The sequence below is a fragment of the Roseivirga seohaensis subsp. aquiponti genome, assembly GCF_001267955.1.
Classification (GTDB): domain Bacteria; phylum Bacteroidota; class Bacteroidia; order Cytophagales; family Cyclobacteriaceae; genus Roseivirga; species Roseivirga seohaensis.
Genome location: NZ_JSVA01000010.1, coordinates 40,438 through 60,688, shown reverse-complemented (window position 1 = coordinate 60,688; position 20,251 = coordinate 40,438). Strand labels below are relative to the sequence as shown.

At 40.6% G+C, this 20,251-nt stretch carries 17 protein-coding genes; 9 read left to right on the top strand and 8 right to left on the bottom strand.

From position 1 onward, the window contains the following. The first annotated feature begins 199 nt into the window (after window positions 1-199). Window positions 200-2,002 carry a M61 family metallopeptidase gene (locus tag OB69_RS09780; protein ID WP_053223545.1) on the top strand — a complete coding sequence of 601 codons (1,803 nt, stop codon included), beginning with the start codon at window positions 200-202 and terminating at the stop codon, window positions 2,000-2,002. 476 nt (window positions 2,003-2,478) lie between these two features. After that, window positions 2,479-3,045, top strand: coding sequence for a pentapeptide repeat-containing protein (locus tag OB69_RS09775; RefSeq protein ID WP_053223544.1), 567 nt, complete (start codon window positions 2,479-2,481; stop codon window positions 3,043-3,045). A 127-nt stretch (window positions 3,046-3,172) separates the two neighbouring features. Here OB69_RS09775 and OB69_RS09770 read toward each other — a convergent pair whose 3' ends face one another. After that, window positions 3,173-4,702, bottom strand: coding sequence for a P-loop NTPase family protein (locus tag OB69_RS09770; protein WP_053223543.1), 1,530 nt, complete (start codon window positions 4,700-4,702; stop codon window positions 3,173-3,175). Between the two features lies 1 nt (window position 4,703). Next, entirely contained in the window at window positions 4,704-5,801 is a 1,098-nt protein-coding gene (locus OB69_RS09765; RefSeq protein WP_053223844.1) for a vWA domain-containing protein, read from the bottom strand. A 213-nt stretch (window positions 5,802-6,014) separates the two neighbouring features. On the opposite strand from OB69_RS09765, the gene OB69_RS09760 reads away from it, so the two are divergent. The 3 genes from OB69_RS09760 to OB69_RS18595 all read left to right on the top strand — a co-directional run bounded on the left by OB69_RS09760 (window position 6,015) and on the right by OB69_RS18595 (window position 7,262). After that, complete coding sequence (locus OB69_RS09760) at window positions 6,015-6,467, top strand: hypothetical protein (RefSeq protein ID WP_053223542.1); 453 nt, start codon at window positions 6,015-6,017, stop codon at window positions 6,465-6,467. A 22-nt stretch (window positions 6,468-6,489) separates the two neighbouring features. Next, on the top strand, window positions 6,490-6,906 hold the full coding sequence (locus tag OB69_RS09755; RefSeq protein WP_062588046.1) for a DUF1761 domain-containing protein: 417 nt from the start codon (window positions 6,490-6,492) through the stop codon (window positions 6,904-6,906). A 188-nt stretch (window positions 6,907-7,094) separates the two neighbouring features. Then, entirely contained in the window at window positions 7,095-7,262 is a 168-nt protein-coding gene (locus OB69_RS18595) for a hypothetical protein (protein ID WP_157608539.1), read from the top strand. A gap of 12 nt (window positions 7,263-7,274) precedes the next feature. On the opposite strand, the gene OB69_RS09750 is transcribed toward OB69_RS18595, so the two are convergent. The 3 genes from OB69_RS09750 to OB69_RS09740 are packed head-to-tail and all read right to left on the bottom strand — an operon-like array spanning window position 7,275 to window position 12,194. Then, window positions 7,275-8,075 (bottom strand): NAD(P)H-binding protein, encoded by an 801-nt coding sequence (locus tag OB69_RS09750; protein ID WP_053223540.1) that lies wholly within the window; start codon window positions 8,073-8,075, stop codon window positions 7,275-7,277. A gap of 10 nt (window positions 8,076-8,085) precedes the next feature. Beyond that, window positions 8,086-9,228 (bottom strand): N-acetyl-alpha-D-glucosaminyl L-malate synthase BshA, encoded by a 1,143-nt coding sequence (gene bshA / locus OB69_RS09745; RefSeq protein ID WP_053223539.1) that lies wholly within the window; start codon window positions 9,226-9,228, stop codon window positions 8,086-8,088. A gap of 38 nt (window positions 9,229-9,266) precedes the next feature. After that, window positions 9,267-12,194 carry a glycoside hydrolase family 3 N-terminal domain-containing protein gene (locus tag OB69_RS09740; protein WP_053223538.1) on the bottom strand — a complete coding sequence of 976 codons (2,928 nt, stop codon included), beginning with the start codon at window positions 12,192-12,194 and terminating at the stop codon, window positions 9,267-9,269. Between the two features lie 109 nt (window positions 12,195-12,303). On the opposite strand from OB69_RS09740, the gene OB69_RS09735 reads away from it, so the two are divergent. The 4 genes from OB69_RS09735 to OB69_RS09720 are packed head-to-tail and all read left to right on the top strand — an operon-like array spanning window position 12,304 to window position 16,259. Beyond that, a complete protein-coding gene (locus OB69_RS09735) occupies window positions 12,304-12,657 on the top strand; it encodes a hypothetical protein (protein ID WP_053223537.1) in 354 nt (117 codons plus the stop codon). 15 nt (window positions 12,658-12,672) lie between these two features. Then, a complete protein-coding gene (mutL, locus tag OB69_RS09730) occupies window positions 12,673-14,535 on the top strand; it encodes a DNA mismatch repair endonuclease MutL (protein ID WP_053223536.1) in 1,863 nt (620 codons plus the stop codon). A gap of 5 nt (window positions 14,536-14,540) precedes the next feature. Next, window positions 14,541-15,338 carry a rhomboid family intramembrane serine protease gene (locus OB69_RS09725; RefSeq protein WP_053223535.1) on the top strand — a complete coding sequence of 266 codons (798 nt, stop codon included), beginning with the start codon at window positions 14,541-14,543 and terminating at the stop codon, window positions 15,336-15,338. A 6-nt stretch (window positions 15,339-15,344) separates the two neighbouring features. Continuing rightward, a complete protein-coding gene (locus OB69_RS09720; RefSeq protein WP_053223534.1) occupies window positions 15,345-16,259 on the top strand; it encodes a rhomboid family protein in 915 nt (304 codons plus the stop codon). On the opposite strand, the gene OB69_RS09715 is transcribed toward OB69_RS09720, so the two are convergent. The 3 genes from OB69_RS09715 to OB69_RS09705 all read right to left on the bottom strand — a co-directional run bounded on the left by OB69_RS09715 (window position 16,256) and on the right by OB69_RS09705 (window position 20,248). Next, entirely contained in the window at window positions 16,256-18,703 is a 2,448-nt protein-coding gene (locus OB69_RS09715; protein ID WP_053223533.1) for a TonB-dependent receptor, read from the bottom strand. The genes OB69_RS09720 and OB69_RS09715 overlap by 4 nt on opposite strands. A 64-nt stretch (window positions 18,704-18,767) precedes the next feature. After that, complete coding sequence (rlmN, locus tag OB69_RS09710; RefSeq protein ID WP_053223532.1) at window positions 18,768-19,808, bottom strand: 23S rRNA (adenine(2503)-C(2))-methyltransferase RlmN; 1,041 nt, start codon at window positions 19,806-19,808, stop codon at window positions 18,768-18,770. Between the two features lie 17 nt (window positions 19,809-19,825). After that, window positions 19,826-20,248: an acyl-CoA thioesterase gene (locus tag OB69_RS09705; RefSeq protein WP_053223531.1), complete on the bottom strand. Its 423-nt coding sequence runs from the start codon at window positions 20,246-20,248 to the stop codon at window positions 19,826-19,828. Between the last annotated feature and the right edge of the window lie 3 nt (window positions 20,249-20,251).

Here is a 20,251-nt window from a genome sequence, read left to right as displayed (position 1 = left end):
TTAGGCTTAGTCACATAACAGTCACATAAGAATTCTAGCTAACGATTAACTATCCGTGACTGCTAAGGAATAGCAGTTTGGTTTTGAGGCAACTTTCTACATTTTGCTTTTCTCTTTATTTTGATTCCTTTGTATCCAGAATACAGCAATCTTTGGAAGAGAAGATTAATACAACAACATCCAACTTTGAGTCGAAAACATGAAACTAAGAAACCTAACCATAGCCTTACTGAGCTTCTTGGCCATCAGCCTACAAGCCCAAACCTACAACGAATACGAACTTTCGTTTGACAATGCAGTACACCACGAAGCAAATATTAAAATCAAGTTCAGCAACTTAGAAAACAAAGTATTGGAAGTGCGCATGAGCCGCAGTTCGCCTGGCCGTTATGCCGTGCATGAGTTTGCCAAAAACGTGTACAACGTTAAGGCAACAGATGGCAATGGAAAGGCTTTGCCTATTACCAGAGAAAACCCTTATCAGTGGAATGTGGCTGGGCATAACGGGACAGTCAACTTTGAATATACGCTTTATGCCAACCGCGCGGGCGGTACTTATTCTGGCATTGATGAAAGCCACGCCCACCTCAACATGCCCGCTACTTTGGCTTGGGCCAGAGGTTTAGACCAACGTCCGGTAAAAGTAAAGTTCAATGTGAGGGAAGACAGAAACTGGAAAGTAGCTACTCAACTCAAAGATTTGGGCAATAATACATTCTACGCGCCAAACACCTATTACTTAATGGACAGCCCCACCGAAATTGCCGATTTGTATTTCAGAGAAAGAAATGTAGATGGACAAACCATACGTTTGGCCTTGCATAAAGACGGCACTACCGATGTAGAAGTGGATGCTTATTTTGAAGAAACTATGGGTATTGTAATGCAGCAAAAAGCAGTTTTTGGTGAATTGGCTACTTATGATTTCGGTCAGTATACTTTCCTTTCTTGCTATATGCCCAATGCCAGTGGCGATGGTATGGAGCACCGAAACTCAACTTATGTAGTAAGTGGATTGCCAGTAGAAAGGCCGCTAGGCTCCACCTCGATGGGCACCATGTCGCATGAGTTTTTCCATAACTGGAATGTGGAACGCATTCGGCCTAAATCTTTAGAACCTTTCAGTTTTGAAGACGCCAACATGTCGGGTGAATTGTGGTTTGCCGAAGGATTTACCAGTTATTACACTGCCTTAATGCAGGCGCGTTCTGGAAGTATTTCCACTGATCAATATGTAAACGGATTGGGCGGAAGTGTCGGTTATGTAATGACAGCCCCAGGCCGAAATTACCACAACCCAATTGAAATGAGTTACCAGGCGCCATTTGTTGATGCAGCCACATCGATTGACCCCACCAACCTGAGCAATATTTTCATTTCTTATTACACCTATGGTTCGGTATTGGGCTTGGCGCTGGATATGTCCTTACGCACCATGGACAATGGTAAAAACTTAGATGATTACATGAAATACGTTTGGCAGAAGCACGGCAAAACGGAAATTCCTTACACCGTTCGCGACTTACAGGCCCGAATGGCTGAATATGCCGGAGAAAGCTTCGCCAATGAGTTTTTCGGAAAATACATTTTGGACAGTCAAATGCCAGATTACGCAAGCTTGTTCAAGAAAATGGGCGTGACCTACACTAATCGAGCGGAAGGCCGTGCAAGCATAGGCGGCAACATTCGCAAGCAAAGAGACGGCTGGCAACTGACAGGCAACGCCACAGTGGGCTCGCCAATCTATAAAGCTGGTGTAGAATCAGAAGATGTGATTTTGAGCCTAGCCGGAACCGTATTGACTGATGACTCTAACATCAACGAAATTATAGCCGCACACAAACCGGGCGATACTATTGAGATTAAGTACCGCAAAATTTGGGGCGAAGAGAAAACTTCGAAACTTACTTTAGAAGAAGCTCAAGCTTGGTCAACCGCAATGGACGCCAACGCGGACGCCAAGGCAAAAGCGAGAAGAGACGCTTGGCTCAGGAAAAGGTAAATAGTTACTAGTTAAGAGGAATGAGTTAGGAGGAATTGGTAAATCGGAATTTTCTATTCAGGATCGGTTTCTAGTTTCTTCTCCCGAATTCCCGGGGTCAGGAAAAGAAAATGGGCAGTTTACTTCCACACAGTTATTGGCAATGAAGTAAGTGTACTCTCACTATCCAATTTCTTATACCTTACATTGTCAAAATTAAGCTCAACTGTTATTCTACGCACTCTTCTTTTCATCCTGAGTGGTAGCGAAGGATCTAGAAATTGTATTGCTAATCGAGAAGTTTAGATCCTTCCTGCGTCAGGATGAAAAGCATTGTGCACATAACTTATGATGAGCTTACAAGAAAAAGTTTAATGTTTGTAGAAAATGATGATTGAATATACTTCAAAAACCAATTGAAACCCGTCCGCTCATTTTTCTATCCTAACCTCGAGAATTAGGGGAAGGATCGAATACTCAACGATAAAAACATTCCCATGAAAGAACACAGCGAAATCACATTTAAGAACGAAGACTTTAAAGGTCATTTGTTTGATGGTGAATTTTATGATGAATGCCACTTTGTTAACTGCGATTTAACTGGTGCCGATTTTAGAAGTAGCTCGTTTGAGGGCTGTACTTTCGAAAGCTGCAACCTCACTGCGGTGAAAGTGGTGAGTGCCAAATGGGATGACATTAGCTTCAAGGGCTGTAAGCTTAGTGGGATTGATTTCGAGCCCATCAGTAAAATGCTACTGTCTTTCTCGTTTGAAAATTGCCAAATCAGTTATTGCTATTTCAAAGGGTTGAAAATTCCTTCTACCCGTTTTTTAAATAGTGAAATCAAGGAATGTGATTTTATAGACACCGATTTATCTGCCGCCATTTTCAAAGGCTCAAATTTGGTAGGTAGCACTTTCGTGAACTGTAATTTATCCAAAACCGATTTTCGTGAAGCTTATGGTTACCAATTCAACCCGAATGATAATCGCCTAAAAAAAGCAAAATTCTCTAATCCTGAGGTGCTCGCATTGTTGAATGGCTTTGATATTGTGATTGAATGATAGAAACCCCACCAGACTCACAGACTTTTCTCTTTAAAAACTGCTGAGATTAGACCGGTTAATCTCCGCATAAAACGAAAAAAGGCTCCGAAGAGCCTTTATAATTAGTTTGATCTTTTCTTAAAGCTTAACTCAGCTCGTCTTCATCAAAACCTTCCATGTCATCAATGGAAAACATGCTGCTGAGTAAGTCTTTAAAGCGGGTGCCTGTATCCAATGCAGCCTTGCTCAGTTTGCTGTATTCAGCCAAGCCGTGAAGCACAAACTCCATGAGGAACAGTTGTTCATGTTTAGATTTTTTAGGGTACTTATTCTTTACTAAATCCGATAAACCAGGCACTGCCAGCAGCGCTTTTTCATAAGCCTCATTTGAAAGGTTATTCAGTAAGTCAATCGTGTATCCTTCTCCAAACCAGTTAATAATCGCTTTGTAAGGGTTTTCCGCTTTTTCTCCTTTGTCCTTCTTCTTTTCGTCTGGGTTTGGAAAATAATCTAAAAACTGTGTCCGAATGGCCTTGCCCACCAAGTTGTGCGCTACAATTCCAGGCCCTTCTTGTTCGCCTTCATATACTAATTCTACCTTTCCGGTAATGGCAGGAATTACCCCTACAAAGTCGGAAATACGAACGTAGGTTTGGTTTTCACCATTCATTAAAGCCCTTCTTTCCGCAGCACTCAATAAATTTTCGTAAGCCGAAATGGTCAGTCGTGCCGAAACCCCACTTTTCTCATCTACATACTCACTGTTTCGGGCTTCAATCGCCACTTGCTCAATGAGGTCTTGTGCAATTTCATTCAAGACAATTTTCTCTTTCTGCGCCTCCTTAATGTCTGCCTCTTGCACCGTAATCTGTTTTCCTATTTCCAAAGTTTTTGGATAATGGGTGATAATCTGACTATCGATACGGTCTTTCAGAGGAGTTACAATACTGCCTCGGTTGGTATAATCTTCAGGGTTTGCGGTAAACACAAACTGAATATCTAAAGGAAGTCTCAGTTTGAAACCTCTGATTTGAATATCGCCTTCTTGCAAAATATTGAAAAGTGCCACCTGAATTCTGGCTTGTAAATCTGGCAATTCATTGATGACAAAAATGCCTCTATGCGACCTCGGCACCATGCCGTAGTGGATCACACGCTCATCTGAATATGGTAACTTCAAAGAAGCAGCTTTGATTGGATCGACATCGCCAATTAAATCCGCAATGGAAACATCGGGTGTAGCCAATTTTTCAGAATAACGATCGCTGCGATGAAGCCAAGCAATAGGCGTTTTATCTCCCATTTCCTTTACTTTCTCTAGCCCAAACTTGGTGATGGGGTTCAACGGATCATCATTCAATTCAGAGCCTTCAATGACGGGCACATACTCATCCAAAAGCAAGGTCATTTGGCGGGCAATTCTTGTTTTGGCCTGCCCCCTTAAACCCAACAAATTCATGTTGTGCTTGGAAAGAATGGCGCGCTCCACATCAGGAATTACGGTATCTTCATAGCCCCAAATACCTTCAAAAGTAGGCTCCTTGTTCACTAGCTTTTTGATGAGGTTGTCGCGAAGTTCATCCTTTACAGATTTACTTTGATAACCCGCCTTTTTCAAATCGGCAAGGGTATTTATCTTCAATAATTGATCAGAGGTCAATTTGTAATAGCTCATGTTAAAATCGTTTTCTGCGATTGCGTTTAAAATCTTCAAAAATAACGTGCCCCAAGCCCTTGAGGCTGCTATAATAGGCATTGCCGTTATTGGCTGCGGTGAATTCCTTCACAAACTCCTTCAGATATGGATCTGACGCAATCATAAAAGTGGTAATAGGAATCTGTAATCTTTTACACTGGCTCGCCAAGTTCAGTGTTTTATTAAAAATCTTCGGATCGAGGCCAAAGGCATTTTTGTAGTATTTAATTCCAACTTTCATACAGGTGGGTTTCCCGTCTGTAATCATGAAAATTTGTTTGTTGGCGTTCTTCCTTCTTCTTAAAATATCCATGGCCAGTTCCAACCCAGCAATGGTGTTGGTATGGTACGGCCCAACTTGCAGATAAGGCAAATCTTTGATTTCTATCTGCCAAGCATCGTTCCCAAACACAATTACATCGAGTGTGTCTTTTGGGTATTTGGTTTTGATAAGTTCGGCCAAGGCCATGGCCACTTTTTTAGCTGGCGTAATTCTGTCTTCCCCATATAAAATCATGGAATGGGAAATATCAATCATCAACACGGTTGAAGTCTGAGTTTTATACTCCGTTTCAATGACCTCCAAATCATTTTCGGTCAGCTTAAACTCTCCGAAACCGTTATTGATTTGTGCGTTGCGAATAGAATCCGTCATGGCAATTTGCTGAAGTGCATCACCAAATTCGAAGGGACGTCTGTCGGTGCCCGTTTCATCTCCTATACCCGAAAAGGAAGTTTTATGCTGTCCTTTCCCTGACTTTTTCAGCTTTCCAAAAATTTCTTCCAAAGAAGATTTTCTGATTTCCTGCCCCGTTTTATCGGTCACCTGAAATTTACCATCTCCGTTTTGCTCGGTCAGATAGCCTTTATCTTTCAAGTCTTCAATAAAATCACCAATGCCATAATTACCATTGGTGATGTTGTATTGCTTATCTAAATTCGTCAGCCAACTGAGGGCTTCGCCAGCATCGCCTCCTGTAATACTGATCAGCTGTAAGAAAATATTCAGTAGGTTGTCAAAGGCCGATTGCCCAGCCGTTTTTTGCGGAATGTATTTTGAAAATCGATATCCTTTCATGAATGCCTTGACAACGCGATTGATAATGAATTGGTTTAATTTAAGGTTAGTTTCTTTTAGCAATCTACAACTGTTCTGACCTAATAAAACTTTCAATCGAACGTCTTAATTATTAGGTAATTGCTTACATTTAGTAAGTAGTTCAAATAAAAGTTGCTTTAGCGAACGGCTAATTTTGCCTTCCTTTGCTTATCTTTTATAAAAAAACTCTGAATGAAACTCACTAAACTATTACTTTTTGGCTTTGCACTTTGCGCAATTTCTTCTTGCTCCAATTCAAATACCGATATTAATGAATTGATTTTAGGTGAATGGTACAACGAGTCTATGATCGTTACGATAGATCACGGTAAGCCAGAAGAGTCAGCCTTCAAAGTTCCTATTGGTAGTTGGGAAGAAATTCTTGGCATTAAACCCATACTGACCACTTATACGGAAGATGGAAATTACACTTCTGTGTACACCGATTTATCTGGGGAAGTATCCATGGAAACTTCGGGCACATGGGAAGTAAAAGGCGACAGTCTTTACCTTACCGAAAATGACATTACCACCGCATATAAATTCGTCTGGATGGATGGTAAAGGAGAGTTTACGGGTTTTTTAGATTGGGATAGCGATGGTTTGCCCGATGATTTGTATTCTGGCATTCAAATCAAGAAATGATTTTTTAACCAAACATAAAACTATGGACATTTCAAACATCAATTGGTTGGCGGTTGTCGTATCGACAGTGGCCTATTTTGCACTGGGCGCTATATGGTATGGCCCTCTTTTCGGTAAAGCTTGGCAGCGTGGCGTTGGGCTCTCTGATGAAGAACTCAAGAAGGCAAACATGGGAAAGCTATTCGGTAGCGCACTCATTCTCTCTTTTGTAGTGAGCTTTGGAATGGCCATGTTCTTTTATGGTTTTGGAGAAAACCCCGATATGGATGCTACAATGGGTGGCATGATGGGACTAATGACAGGCTTATTTTTTATTATTCCTTCTACCGCACTTAATTACAATTTCGCTAGAAAGGGAGTTGGACTGATTATGATTGACTCACTTTACCACACCATCGCCTTTACTATTATCGGAGTTATTCTAGGCGTATGGAAATAGCCAACATATGTTAAAAAACAGTGTAGTAAATAACAAAAATTAAAGCCCATGCGTTTAGCTTGTCATCACCTAAACATACATGGGCTTTTAATCGTCTAGGGTGTAATTAAAAAAATATTGTTCTCGATTGTCGTCTCGGGAACTAACTGAGCAATTTTTTTATTTAGGAATGGTCAATTAACTCAGACATGAAAAATCAAAAACAACAATCACTACCTGTCACTTATAAACAAGGCTGGCAGATAGCTCAAGCAGAAGATGAAATGTTCACCCAAATTAATAATCGATTGAAATCCATTAAAGCCATCAACAAGCTGAAGCGTGGTGAACTTTTTTTAGAGGTTATTGAAAATTAAAATAGACGTTCTCTAGAAATCCAGAGGAGTCGGTTTTAAGAAGCTATACCCTAGGTCAGTAAGCTTTTTCCCCGACACTTTTTTAGAATCAATACGTTCAGGCGCCTCCCAAATGGGCTGGTCGAAGTTATACTTATGCGCCATGGCTTCGTGTACTTCTTTACGTGTTGGGTGTTCGGGACAAACTAAATTGAGCGTACCCTCTTCTGGCAAATCACCCTTTATTAATTGCTGAATAATGTTGATAACGTCATCGCGGTGAATGTAATTAACTGGGGTGGAAGCTCCTGAAGTGACCTTGCCTGCAAACCACTTTCCCGGAACTCTGTCTTCGCCCATTAAACCTCCACAACGAAGAACAGTGAGTTTAGCCTCCACTTGGCGAATTTCCCTTTCACCCAATACCACCGCTTTTGTCGATCCATTTTCTAAGTCGAAATTGGTAGTTTCGGTTACCCAATCGCCTGTATTCGGATAGTAAGAAGTAGAGCTCACAAAAATAACTCTAGATACTTTGTGCTGATCTGCTAAATATTTCAAGTACTTGATTTGTTCACCATAAAACTCAGGTGTATTTTTTTTTCTCCCGGGGGGAATATTGATGACCAATACATCGGTTTGAAAAAGAGCATTGAAGTTTTCGCCTGTTGGCATCGGATCCATTTTGAGTAAAAACGGATTGATGCCTGCATCAGAAAGCAAATCGAATTTCTCTTTTGAAGTAGTGCTGCCCATCACAGCAAAACCTTCCTCAGCTAATCTTCTACCCAAAGCCAAGCCTAACCAACCGCAACCAACAATACTTACCTTCATTTGAGTTAAATTAAAGCGCAGCCTGAGCTTTCATTTCAGCAACTACTCTGTCGTAATATGCTTCATAAAGAGGAAGAATATTCGCAATGTCAAAATCTTGAGCCCTTTTAAGTGCATTGATTTTAAAAGTTGGCAAGTTCTCATCTTTCAGAATATGTAGGGCATTTTTAGTCATGTCCTTTACGTCTCCAATGGGAGAAACAAAACCTGTTATACCATGAAGGTTTAACTCGGGAATACCACCCGCATCCGAAGTCACTAATGGCACTTCACAGGCCATGGCCTCTAAAGCAGATAAACCAAAGCTTTCCTTTTCAGAAGGCATTAAGAATAAATCGGCAACCGAAAGCACTTCTTGCACCGCTTCTAATTTTCCTAAAAATCTTACTTCGTCATAAATGCCTAAGTCACGGCAAAGCGTTTCTATATGACTTCTTTCTGGGCCATCGCCTACCAAAAGCAAACGAGCTGGTATTTGTTCTTGAATTTTATGGAACACTTTCACTACATCGTCAATACGTTTAACTTTTCTGAAGTTTGATGTGTGAACGATGAGCTTTTCCCCATTCGGGCAAATGGCGGTTTTGAAGTGTTCTTTGCGCTGTTTCTTGAATTTTTCCAGATCGATAAAATTGGGAATCACCTCAATTTCACGTCTGATGTTAAAATGCTTGTAGGTATCCTTCTTCAAATCTTCAGAAACCGAAGTAACACCATCCGACTGGTTGATGCTATAAGTTACCACAGGCTCATACGATGGATCTTTCCCCACCAAAGTAATATCTGTACCGTGCAAAGTGGTAATTACTGGGATTTCAATGCCTTGATCTTTCAAAATTTGCTTGGCCAACACCGCAGCCGAAGCATGTGGGATTGCATAATGCACATGCAGCAAATCAAGCTTTTCGTATTTCACCACATCTACCATTTTACTGGCCAATGCGAGTTCATAAGGAGGAAATTTGAAAAGCGGATAGGAACGAATATTTACTTCGTGATAAAAAAGATTCTCATTAAAGAAGTCCAATCTAGTGGGTTGAGAATAGGTGATAAAATGAATTTTATACCCCTTTTTAGCCAGCCCTATTCCTAGTTCTGTAGCTACAACTCCCGAACCACCAAAGGTTGGGTAACACACGATTCCAATATTCATTAATTCTAGCGCTTTAAAGCCAACTTTCTTTCAACTGGTTAGTCATTATTAAAGTTCCAGATCGACTCGTAGATTAAATCTTGAATTTTGGTACGAATGTTCCATTGAATCAGTTTTGTATTATCCGCATTCGGATAAACGCGGTTTGCAAGGAATACATAAACCAGCTCTTGCTCTGGATCGGCCCAAACCGCAGTACCCGTAAACCCTGAATGCCCAAAAGTTGATGCTGAGGCATAGCGAGAAGTTGGCCCTTCATCTTTACCCACAATTGGTTTGTCCCAGCCCATCCCCCTTCGATTGTCTTCCGTTTGTTGAGAAGTAAAAGCAGGAATCGTATTCAGTTTATAATATTTTTGATTGCCATACTGGCCCAGCTGTAAATGCATTTGCATAAGAATAGCTAAATCGAGCGCATTGGAAAACAAACCCGCATGCCCTGCTACTCCACCAAACATGGCAGCACCTTGGTCGTGCACAGTTCCTCTCAATAAAGTTTTTCTGAAAAGGTTATCGTCTTCGGTTGGAGCAATTTCTGCTAAAAACCCTTTTTCCGTAGGTAGGTATCCCATGGTTTGTAAACCTAGCGGAGCATAAAGCTTATCATTTAGAAAAGCATCAAAAGGTTTGTCTAGAATATTTTCGGCCAACTTGTAGAAAAAATAATAACCCATATCCGAATAGAGGTAATCGTACTTTTCTTCGCCCTTAGGCATTTTTCTCAAATCCGCATCAATTACCCATTTCCAAACTGAATCTGCTAAAGCTGGGCTTCCGTATACATGATCGGCAATGGTAGAATTGTAACTCGGGCCTGGGGTTTCGCTATAATAAGCATCATTCAAAACTCCATTCTCTACTGTCCTTTTCCAAAAAGGAATAAAAGGCTGAAGGCCAGCTTGGTGCAAAAGCACATCTCGAATGACCAAGTTTTCTTTGTTTGTTCCCTTCACTTCGGGCAAGTAATCACCCAAGGTTTTATTCATGTCGATGAGGCCGTTTTCGTTAAGGTACATCAGCACCTGCACACTGGCCATCACTTTAGTAATTGAGGCCAAATCGTACATCGTTTCGCCATTTACAGCGATGAGACTGTCATAAGTTTGATAACCATAATTCTTGCTGAAGATCACTTTGCCCTTTCTGGCCACCATCACTTGACCACCAGGAGTTGCTTTACCGTCAATCGCTTTTTTCATTAAATCATCTATGCCTTTCAATGTTTCAGAATCCATTCCTACTTCCTCTGGCAATCCAAAACCTAAACGAGAGGCGGTCATTGTCTTAATTCCTGTTCCACTTTTAAAATTACCTGTAGTTACTGGTAATTTACCTTCGGCACGAAGGGCTCCAAAAATGATTTGTGGAGCAATATTTCTTGTAATTTCATTGTCTTCATAAGTGCAAATAATATTCTTCACCCCATCAAAAAACTGAAGCCCATAGGCATTACCAAATGCCACAACAATGACATTGGTTTTGGCCTGTAAGTCGCGAATAAACTGCACCTCTTCCGACTTTACTCCGTGCTGATCTTTGGTTGAATTGGTAATTCCACCATAGCCCACAACTACAGTATTATAAGAAGCCAGCGAGTCTAACAAAGACCGATAAGTAGTTCCTGCCCTAAAATGATCGAACTTGGCATACTTGCTTAGCGTACTCTGAAACTCCAGATTATCTGCAGAACCAAAGTCCAGTGAGGCAAACTTGGTACTGTCCAATCTAATGATTGGTAAAAGCTCATCTGTATTGTCCACCACAGTCATCGCCTTTTGGTAAAGAATACGATTGAGCATTTCTGCATAGCTGGTGTTAATGCGCTCTGTAAGGTTATCTGTTGAAATTGGTTCATACTTAGAAAGTCCTAGCCAGTATTTAGCTTCCAAAATTCTTCTTACTCGGTAATCAAGTGAAGCTTGAGTCAAATCGCCTTTTTTAATGGCCTTCTTTACTTGGTCAATGCCTTTTGCTACATCTACAGGATAAAGAATAATATCATTCCCAGCCATCAAAGCACGCACATCGGCTTCGCCAGGCTCGTAATATTTTGCTACGCCTTGCATGTTCATGGCATCGGTAAAAGCCAAACCATCAAAACCAAGTTCATTTTTTAGCAGGTCGGTTACTACTTTTTGTGAAAGCGTAGTTGGGGTTTTCTCTCGGTTATCATAAGCAGGAATTTGCAAATGCGCTACCATTACACTCATCAAGCTATCTTTCATCAAGGCCTTAAAAGGATAAAGTTCAATGTCATTCATGCGTTCTTTGCTGTGGTTAATCACAGGCAAATCTGCGTGAGAATCTACATCGGTATCGCCATGACCAGGAAAATGCTTAGCATTAGCCATTATGCCAAAGTCTTGCATGCCCTTCATATAAGCAACGCCCTTTTCAGCCACATTAAATTTATTTTCACCAAAAGATCTATAGCCTATCACAGGGTTTTTAGGATTCACATTTACATCGACAACTGGCGCAAAATTGATGTGCATGTTCAATTGCTTGAACTGATTGGCCACTTCCTTGCCCATTTCGTAAATCAGTCGGTTATCTTGTATGGCGCCTAAAGTCATTTGCTTAGGAAAGTCCATTATGCTGTCCAATCGCATACCTATTCCCCATTCTGCATCCATGGCAATGGCCAATGGTACTTTAGCTTTTGCCTGATAACGATTGGTAAGATGGGCTTGTCTGCCTGCGCCTCCTTGAAAGAAGATTAAACCGCCAATATTATACTTAGAAATGAGGGAGTCAATTTCTGCATAGTGCGCTTCATTTCTATTTGAATAAGCCGCCACCATAAAAAGTTGGCCCAGCCTTTCCTCAGGAGTCATACTGTTGAAAACACTATCAACCCATACTTTTTGGCTTGCTCTGTCTATTTTAGAATAGATTTTTTGCGCGCTAGCTACGATAGTGAAACAAGAAAGTAGAAGAAAGGTGTAAGTAACTTTTTTAAGCATTATGCCGTAATTTTTAGTTATAGCAAATAAACTATAAATTTGCTCATGGCGTAGTTTATAGCGAAATTCTTTGCGATATAAAGAACGTCAAATTATAAGAAACTATATTATGAAGCTACCAAGTCTTGTAAAGAAGCCCAATTATCAACGATACGACATCAAGCCTCGGTACTACGATCCTATAAAAGAAGACATCGAGAACCGCACCAGCAGAATTAAAGCTGAGTTGGGTTTGAGTGACGATGCAAAACTTGATGCAGGTTATCGTTCGCAAATTGAAGGTTCTTTCAGAAAAAACATGAAACACGCCAAAAATGGGGTTGATCAAACCATCATGTTGCGTCTAATCATTTTTGTGATTTTGGTGCTGTTTGTAGGTGGTTTCGTTTACATCGGAAAAGATATTTTCTACCTTGCCCTTCTTTATGTTCCTTATTTAATTTGGAAGAAAATGCGAAAGTAATTTCTTCAACCTTGCATGCCCGATTTAATACGATTACTTCCTGATAATATCGCCAATCAGATTGCCGCTGGCGAGGTGGTCCAGCGTCCTGCTTCGGTAGTAAAAGAACTACTGGAAAACGCCATTGACGCAGGAGCTACAAACATTAAATTAATTATAAAAGAGGCAGGAAAAGCTTTAATTCAAGTAATTGACAACGGAACAGGAATGTCTGAAACAGACGTTCGTATGTGTTTTGAACGACACGCCACATCAAAAATCCGTTCTACAGAAGATCTTTTCAGTATAAAAACTATGGGCTTTCGAGGTGAAGCAATGGCCTCAATTGCTGCGGTAAGCCAAGTAGAAGCCAAAACTAGAAAAGAAAGCGAAGAACTTGGGGTTTTGCTTCAAATTGAGGCTTCCGAAGTAAAAAAACAAGAACCCACTTCTACCCCAGTTGGCACTTCGTTTTGTGTAAAAAATCTTTTTTACAATGTTCCTGCAAGGCGGAATTTCTTAAAATCAAATTCAGTTGAAATGCGCCATATCGTTGACGAATTTCAGCGTGTGGCGCTATCGAATCCTCAAGTGGAAATGACCATGTACCACAACGATTTGGAAATGTATCACCTTACCTCGGGTAAGTTGAGCAATAGAATTGTGGGCATTTTTGGTAAAAAATACCAAGCGCAAATGGCTTCTTGTTTAGAAGAAACCGACATGCTGAAAGTTTACGGTTATGTAGGAAAACCTGAGTTTGCTAAGAAAACCCGTGGGGAGCAGTTCTTTTTTGTGAACAACCGTTTCATTAAAAGCAATTACCTGAACCATGCCGTAACCACTGCTTTTACTGGACTTATTCCTGATGGAAACTTTCCTTTCTACACCCTCTTTTTAGAGCTCGATCCAAAGCACATCGATATCAACGTTCACCCCACCAAAACTGAAATAAAGTTTGATGATGAACGCACGGTTTATGCCATAGTAAAGGCTGCCGTAAGACAAGCTTTAGGAACGCACAATATTACTCCAGCCCTAGACTTTGGTGCCGATGTCAACTTTGCTTCTTTCCGGCCACAACCACAAAGTACAAGCACAGGAACCAGCTCAAGCCAATCAGATAGAAATTATGGGCAGTTCCGAGACTTGGACAAAAAACGCGAATCTACTTCGCATTGGGAGAAATTGTATGACGGCCTACAGAAGGACATAGAAAAGGAAGAAAGACAAAACGCTCAGCTGGACATTCACCCAGAAGCACAAAGCACAGTAACCATGGGCAGCGCAGCCAACACAGCTGAGGCTTATAAACCGAATCATGAAGCGGTTCTACCATCGGCAAAGTATTTTCAGATTCATAAAAAGTATATTGCAACCCATGTAAAATCTGGTTTGCTTTTAGTGGCACAACAAGAGGCACATGAACGTATTTTATATGAACGCTTTTTTCAGATGATCCAGAACCGATCAGGAGCCTCTCAGCAGTCGTTGTTTCCGCAAAGTTTAGAACTCAACCCTGCAGACTTTGCCCTCGTTATGGGTATGAAAGACGAAATCAGTGCCATTGGTTTTGAGTTTTCAGAATTTGGAAAAAATACGGTGGTGATTAATGGAGTACCAGCAGACTTAAAAGCGGCAAACGAAAAACAATTGTTTGAGGGCTTTGTTGAACAGTTCAAGCAAAATCAATCGGAGCTGTCTATCAGTGCCGATGAAAACATTGCTAGATCAATCGCAAAACGTTCTTCTTTAAAAACGGGAACAACTTTGTCACCAGAAGAAATGGCATCATTGATCGACCAACTTTTTGCATGCAAAAACCCGAATTATTCACCTAATGGAAGAAAAACATCTTTCGTAATGGAATTGGAAAAAATAGACCAGTTTTTTAACTAACACCTATGTTTGGACGACTTACTCCCCTTGTAAAAAACCTCCTATATATCAATATCGGAATTTGGTTGGTTCAGTTTTTACTGAAAATGGATTTGGGTAGCCGCTTTGGCTTGTATTTCATTGCCTCTGATAATTTCAATCCGGTGCAGTTTATTACTTATATGTTTCTGCACGACACGTTGAGTCCAATGCACATTTTCGGAAACATGTTTGCCCTCTTTATTTTCGGACCGCTTTTAGAACAGTTTTTAGGGCCTAAGAAATTCATTATCCTGTATATGGTTACAGGCGTGGGAGCTGGACTTTTCTACACAGGAGCAAACTACTTAGAGGTGAGTGCCATTAAAAATGATGTTGAAAGCTATTTAGACAATCCTAATTCTGAAGATTTTAATCGCCTGATTGCAAAGCACAATGTGTACAAGCCAGAGTATATTTATCCTTTCATTGAGCAATATTCCAGAAACGAAGACAGCCCACAGTTAAGACAAGAGTCTATTCAATATGCACGTGGTCTATACGCTTTCTTTGGTGATTACCCAATGGTTGGAGCTTCGGGCGCAATTTTTGGAATTTTAGCGGCTTTTGCCCTTTTATTCCCCAATACCGAACTTTTCTTACTCTTTCTACCTTTCCCAGTCAAGGCAAAATATTTAGTTACGGTGTACATTCTTTATGAGCTGTTCGCTGAATTTCAAAGAGCACAAGGAGATAACGTGGCCCATTTGGCGCATATCGGGGGTGCAATCATTGCCTTTTTCTTGGTTACTTTTTGGAAGAAAAGCAGAAGGGAATTTTACTAAAAACACATGAATAGTATTCTAGACGATTTTAAACTCGCGTTTAAAACTGGAAATATCTTAAACCAGTTGATTGTTATCAATGTGGTGGTTTTTGTAGTACTTGGAGTAACTGGTGTTTTCTTTACAGTTGCTGGTTACGGAAGCCTTTTTCAAAGCATTAGTCAGTACTTGATGCTTCCTGCCAACCCAAGTCAATTGATCTATCAGCCTTGGACTTTAATCACTTATTTCTTTTACCATGAAGGTGTCTTCCATATTCTATTCAATATGCTGTTCCTGTATTGGTTTGGAAGAATTATAGCAGAGTACATTGGTCAGAATAAAGTTCTAGGCCTATATATTTGGGGTGGAATTTTTGGAGGAATACTTTACCTCTTAGTCTATAACTTACTCCCTTACTATGCGCCAGCTATTAACGGAACGTACCTCTTAGGAGCTTCTGGTGGTGTAATTGCGATTGTTGTTGGAGCCGCTACTTTTATGCCCAACTTCACAGTTCCTTTGATTTTTCTTGGGCCTGTAAGGTTGAAGTATATTGCCGCGTTTTACGTAATCACTTCTTTACTTCAGTCCACAGGATCAAATGCTGGAGGTGAAATAGCCCACTTAGGAGGTGCTTTAGCTGGTTTCTTGTTCATCACTCAACTAAAAAGCGGCAATGACTGGAGCAGGATTGTGGTTCAGTTTATCACTTGGGTGAAAAGCCTTTTTAAGCCGCAGCCAAAAATTAAGGTAAGCTACAGAAGCGCAAAATCGAGTAGTAGTGCTAAATCAACTAATAGCACTAGAACATCGGAAAAGAAAAAGCCTGAAACCTCACAAAGTGAGATTGACGCTATTCTGGATAAGATTTCTGAAAGAGGCTACGATGCCCTAACCAAGGAAGAAAAGCAGAAACTGTTTAACGCTAGTAAGGATTAGTTCTTTCCTTCTATAGTATAAATTTTGTTGATGAAAAACGGAATACCAGAATTGGTCAACCCTTGCACATCAAACATAATCTGCTTTGCGTCATCTGAATTATAAAATTCGATAGTAGCTTCTCCATTTTCGTCTAACTCAATCATGGTTTGCCAGTGTAATACAACACGTTTATCGGGCTTGGCATCTTCTGGTTTTTGAACGTCATACTTAGGTGCGTAGAATTCTCTAGGCTGATCATAGGTATAAGGCAATTCTACTGTTACCGTGCTACTATTTTTCAATTCTTCTGGGCTTAGCGATATGCCATCGGCAGATTTTGTATAGAAAGCCATCACACCTCCCTTTCCTGCATCTCCAAAAATTGCGGTAGCTGCCAGTCCTTTAAATAAAACTACTCTCGAAAAATTCACAGGAGATAAACCCGAAATTAAAGCTGCATCTGTTGGAACATCGTCTAATAAAAAAAGTGCTGGGTAAGTAAAGCCTCCCGCACGAATCACCACAGTGGGTTCTCCTGTTGGCCCCATCCGTACCGTAACCCCTGGAAACTTGCCAACCAAAGCAGAAAAAATATTGGTGTAGGCGCCTGTGGCAGACCATTCTGTAAAATCAAAAGCGGCAGTTCCTCTGCCATAAGCCGTTTTTTCTTTCTGCTGTTTGTCTTCTCGTTCTACTTGTAATTTGTCGCCTTCTACCATTACCGTTCCTAAATCGGTAAATAAAGAGTCTGGATTGAAAGCCCTTTCAATCATATCTCTCTCCTTTTTGAACTGCAAGAAGTCTTCTTTCTCAAATTTCAGTTCTTCACTCAAAATTGACTTAAACTCAGGTAACGGAAGACTCACGCTTTCCTTCAAAGTATCAACTTCAAAGCGAACGTTGTCTTTACCTTTAGAACTTTTACCTTTCAGCAGAAGGTTGTCCGACTTGTAAACCATTAAGTTTTGAAAAGAAAAACGCCCGTTTTTATCGGTTTCGGCTTCTAAAATAAGTGGAGGAAAAGAACGATTATTTACCAGAGTCACCTTACCAGACGATTCTATTTTATTGCTCGATTCTTTGTAGAGTGTACCTTCCAAAGAAACTCCTAGCTCTACTGGAAAATCAAAGCTTGGATAATTATCACTCATTAAGTCATTCCATACAAGCCGACTCCAACCATGAGTCATCATTACCAAATCAAGGTGTTTTTTAGCTTCGGTATTTTCACCATTGAAGTAGTACATTGGGTTGTCAACATAGCCCTTCAGGTCGGAAGTCAACAATAATTCAGAATAAATGGTCTGCTCTGGGCTTCCATCAATTACTTTATCCATGTCCAGAACACTCATCGACATCATCCCTGTGAAAGGGTCTCCGTTCAAGTCGGTCAGTTTAATTTTGGTGGTAAGCTTCTCTCTGGGCTTATAGTTATTCTTATCTAAAGACAAGCTTGTTTCGATCGGGCGATCAATAAAAACTAAGCGTTCAAGCAAAGGCCTATCATTCTCATTAAAAAGGGTAATATGGGAAATGCCCGCTGGTATTTCGTCTGTGGAAATCACTCCCAAGGCCTCGCCCTTAGATAAATCAACCTCTATAATATGCGACACCAAGCCACGCGTATGGATAAGTGCTTTGAATTTATCTTTTGAAGGATTGCTTATATTAGTCCTAAAAATCAACCTTAATTGGTTTGGACGAAGTATAGCCTCCATTCCATAGCCTTCTTTTTTTAATTCAGGAAGACTGTAAACCTCATCCTTTCCTGTTAATCTAACGCTATAAGACTCGCCAGCCAACGGAAGCAGCGTAAACAAACCCATTCCATCGTGCTGGGCACTAAAGCTGGTAACTTTCACTCCTGCACTATTATATACTTCTCCTTCAACATAGGCACCTTTGCCTGATCTATTGATGGCTTTGAAGCCCACTTTTGTAGGAATTCCACTTACTAAATGTCCTCCTTCAGGGAAAAATTGAAGATCAATTTCGCTACCTACAGCCGAAGCATTCTTCTCTAACTCGCTACCAGTGACTATCACTATGGGTTTTTCAAAAAAGAAGCCTTGATCAAAATTGCGCATCCAGTTGGTGTAGGCCCGTAATATATAGTTACCTTCTGCCAATTTCTGGGGAATATCAATTACCCCCTGACCGAAGCCATCATCGGAAAAAATTAGTTTTTCGGCCACCAAACTATCACTTGCTGAATAGAGCTCTATATAAACATTAGCGCTAAACGGAGAAGGTTCATGAAGGTAACCTGCCGTTACATACGACTGAAACCAAATGGGTTCGCCCGGTGCATAATACTTTCTGTCGGTGTGGATGTAAACTTTTTCCTGAGGGTACTCCTTATTATAGAAGTTGAGTTTCTCTTGTATTGTAGTGTTTTTCTGACCGTAGCTGGCATTAAATATCAACGCAAGCAACAATACTAGAACTATTTTTTTGGTCATGAAATCAGCGTAAATACATGGGAATTAACAAGATAATTTATAGACGGCCTGAAAACCAAAAGGTTTATAACTTATTGGCCAATTGACCACATGCCGCATCTATATCTTTTCCTCGGCTTCTGCGCACATTTACAATAATGCCCTTATCTCCTAGAATTTTTTCGTACATGTCGATTTTTTCGGGATCGGCCTGCTGAAACATGCCATCGTCAATTGGGTTGTATTCAATCAAATTAACTTTTGAAGCTACACGACCACAATATTTAGCCAAAGCATGAGCGTGTCTTTCATCATCATTAATTCCCTTCCAAACCACATATTCAAAAGTGATTTTTCGATTCGTTTTCTGATACCAATAGTTTAACGACTCCGCCAACTCGTTCAAATCACTTTTTTCGTTGATTGGCATTACCTTCGAGCGCGTTTCGTCAATGGCAGAATGGAGCGAAACAGCCAAATTGAATTTCATGTCTTCATCGGCCATGCGCATAATCATTTTTGGAATGCCTACGGTAGAAAGTGTAATGCGCTTTGGTGACATGCCCAAACCTTCTGGCGAAGTGATTTTACGGATGGACTCCATTACGTTTTGGTAATTGAGCAAAGGTTCGCCCATTCCCATGTACACAATATTAGTAAGCGAGCGACCAAAGTAAAGCTCTCCTTCTTCCTTAATGGCGACTACCTGATCGTAGATTTCATCAGGATTTAAATTCCGCATACGCTTAAGGCGGGCCGTGGCGCAAAAGTGGCAATCTAAACTACAACCCACTTGCGATGAAATACAGGCGGTAATTCGTGTTTCTGTAGGAATCAATACCGATTCCACCGTCATACCGTCATGCAGGCGCACAGCATTTTTTATAGTCCCGTCCGAACTGCGCTGCATCTCATCCACCTTAATATGGTTGATGCTAAATTTCTCTTTAAGAAGTTCGCGAGTAGAAAGCGAAATATTAGTCATTTGGTCAAAATCCTTTGCAGATTTCTTCCAAAGCCATTCGTACACCTGTTTTGCTCTAAAAGCCTTGTCTCCAATGCTCACAAAAAACTCCTGAATTTCTTCGAGCGAGAGTTGTCTAATGTCGCGTTTTGCCTCAACCATTTTGCAAAGGTAACGATCTAAGCTTGAATCTTTGAAAGGAATGGTGAAGGGATATTCACCACTTTGTTTTCTTTGTAATCGAACATGGTAATTCCTGTTTTCGCCCGAGCAATTTCTTTGGTGCCACAGCTTAATCGGTACACTAATTCAAAGCTCTTCTTACTAATCTCAGCAACGGCAATTTCTACTTTAATTAAATCTCCGTGAAAAGCTTCGCCCTTGTAGGCAATAGCTACATCGGCTTGGATTGTACCACAGCCATCAATCGAAAGCTCGTCTTTATAGCCAAAAGAATTAAAGAAACGGTAACGCGATTCGTGAATCATACTCAGCACGCTATCGTTGCCCAAATGCCCTCCATAATTAATGTCCGAAATGCGCACTTTGATTTCAGTTTCATACAAAAAAACATCAGGTAACTCTATCTTCACTCTTGGCATATT

What these genes read in the sequence shown, in the direction of transcription:
- OB69_RS09780 (WP_053223545.1), top strand. Translation starts at nt 200, where the DNA reads ATGAAACTAAGAAACCTAACCATAGCCTTACTGAGCTTCTTGGCCATC.
- OB69_RS09775 (WP_053223544.1), top strand. Translation starts at nt 2,479, where the DNA reads ATGAAAGAACACAGCGAAATCACATTTAAGAACGAAGACTTTAAAGGT.
- OB69_RS09770 (WP_053223543.1), bottom strand. Translation starts at nt 4,702, where the DNA reads ATGAGCTATTACAAATTGACCTCTGATCAATTATTGAAGATAAATACC.
- OB69_RS09765 (WP_053223844.1), bottom strand. Translation starts at nt 5,801, where the DNA reads ATGAAAGGATATCGATTTTCAAAATACATTCCGCAAAAAACGGCTGGG.
- OB69_RS09760 (WP_053223542.1), top strand. Translation starts at nt 6,015, where the DNA reads ATGAAACTCACTAAACTATTACTTTTTGGCTTTGCACTTTGCGCAATT.
- OB69_RS09755 (WP_062588046.1), top strand. Translation starts at nt 6,490, where the DNA reads ATGGACATTTCAAACATCAATTGGTTGGCGGTTGTCGTATCGACAGTG.
- OB69_RS18595 (WP_157608539.1), top strand. Translation starts at nt 7,095, where the DNA reads ATGAAAAATCAAAAACAACAATCACTACCTGTCACTTATAAACAAGGC.
- OB69_RS09750 (WP_053223540.1), bottom strand. Translation starts at nt 8,075, where the DNA reads ATGAAGGTAAGTATTGTTGGTTGCGGTTGGTTAGGCTTGGCTTTGGGT.
- bshA (WP_053223539.1), bottom strand. Translation starts at nt 9,228, where the DNA reads ATGAATATTGGAATCGTGTGTTACCCAACCTTTGGTGGTTCGGGAGTT.
- OB69_RS09740 (WP_053223538.1), bottom strand. Translation starts at nt 12,194, where the DNA reads ATGCTTAAAAAAGTTACTTACACCTTTCTTCTACTTTCTTGTTTCACT.
- OB69_RS09735 (WP_053223537.1), top strand. Translation starts at nt 12,304, where the DNA reads ATGAAGCTACCAAGTCTTGTAAAGAAGCCCAATTATCAACGATACGAC.
- mutL (WP_053223536.1), top strand. Translation starts at nt 12,673, where the DNA reads ATGCCCGATTTAATACGATTACTTCCTGATAATATCGCCAATCAGATT.
- OB69_RS09725 (WP_053223535.1), top strand. Translation starts at nt 14,541, where the DNA reads ATGTTTGGACGACTTACTCCCCTTGTAAAAAACCTCCTATATATCAAT.
- OB69_RS09720 (WP_053223534.1), top strand. Translation starts at nt 15,345, where the DNA reads ATGAATAGTATTCTAGACGATTTTAAACTCGCGTTTAAAACTGGAAAT.
- OB69_RS09715 (WP_053223533.1), bottom strand. Translation starts at nt 18,703, where the DNA reads ATGACCAAAAAAATAGTTCTAGTATTGTTGCTTGCGTTGATATTTAAT.
- rlmN (WP_053223532.1), bottom strand. Translation starts at nt 19,808, where the DNA reads ATGGTTGAGGCAAAACGCGACATTAGACAACTCTCGCTCGAAGAAATT.
- OB69_RS09705 (WP_053223531.1), bottom strand. Translation starts at nt 20,248, where the DNA reads ATGCCAAGAGTGAAGATAGAGTTACCTGATGTTTTTTTGTATGAAACT.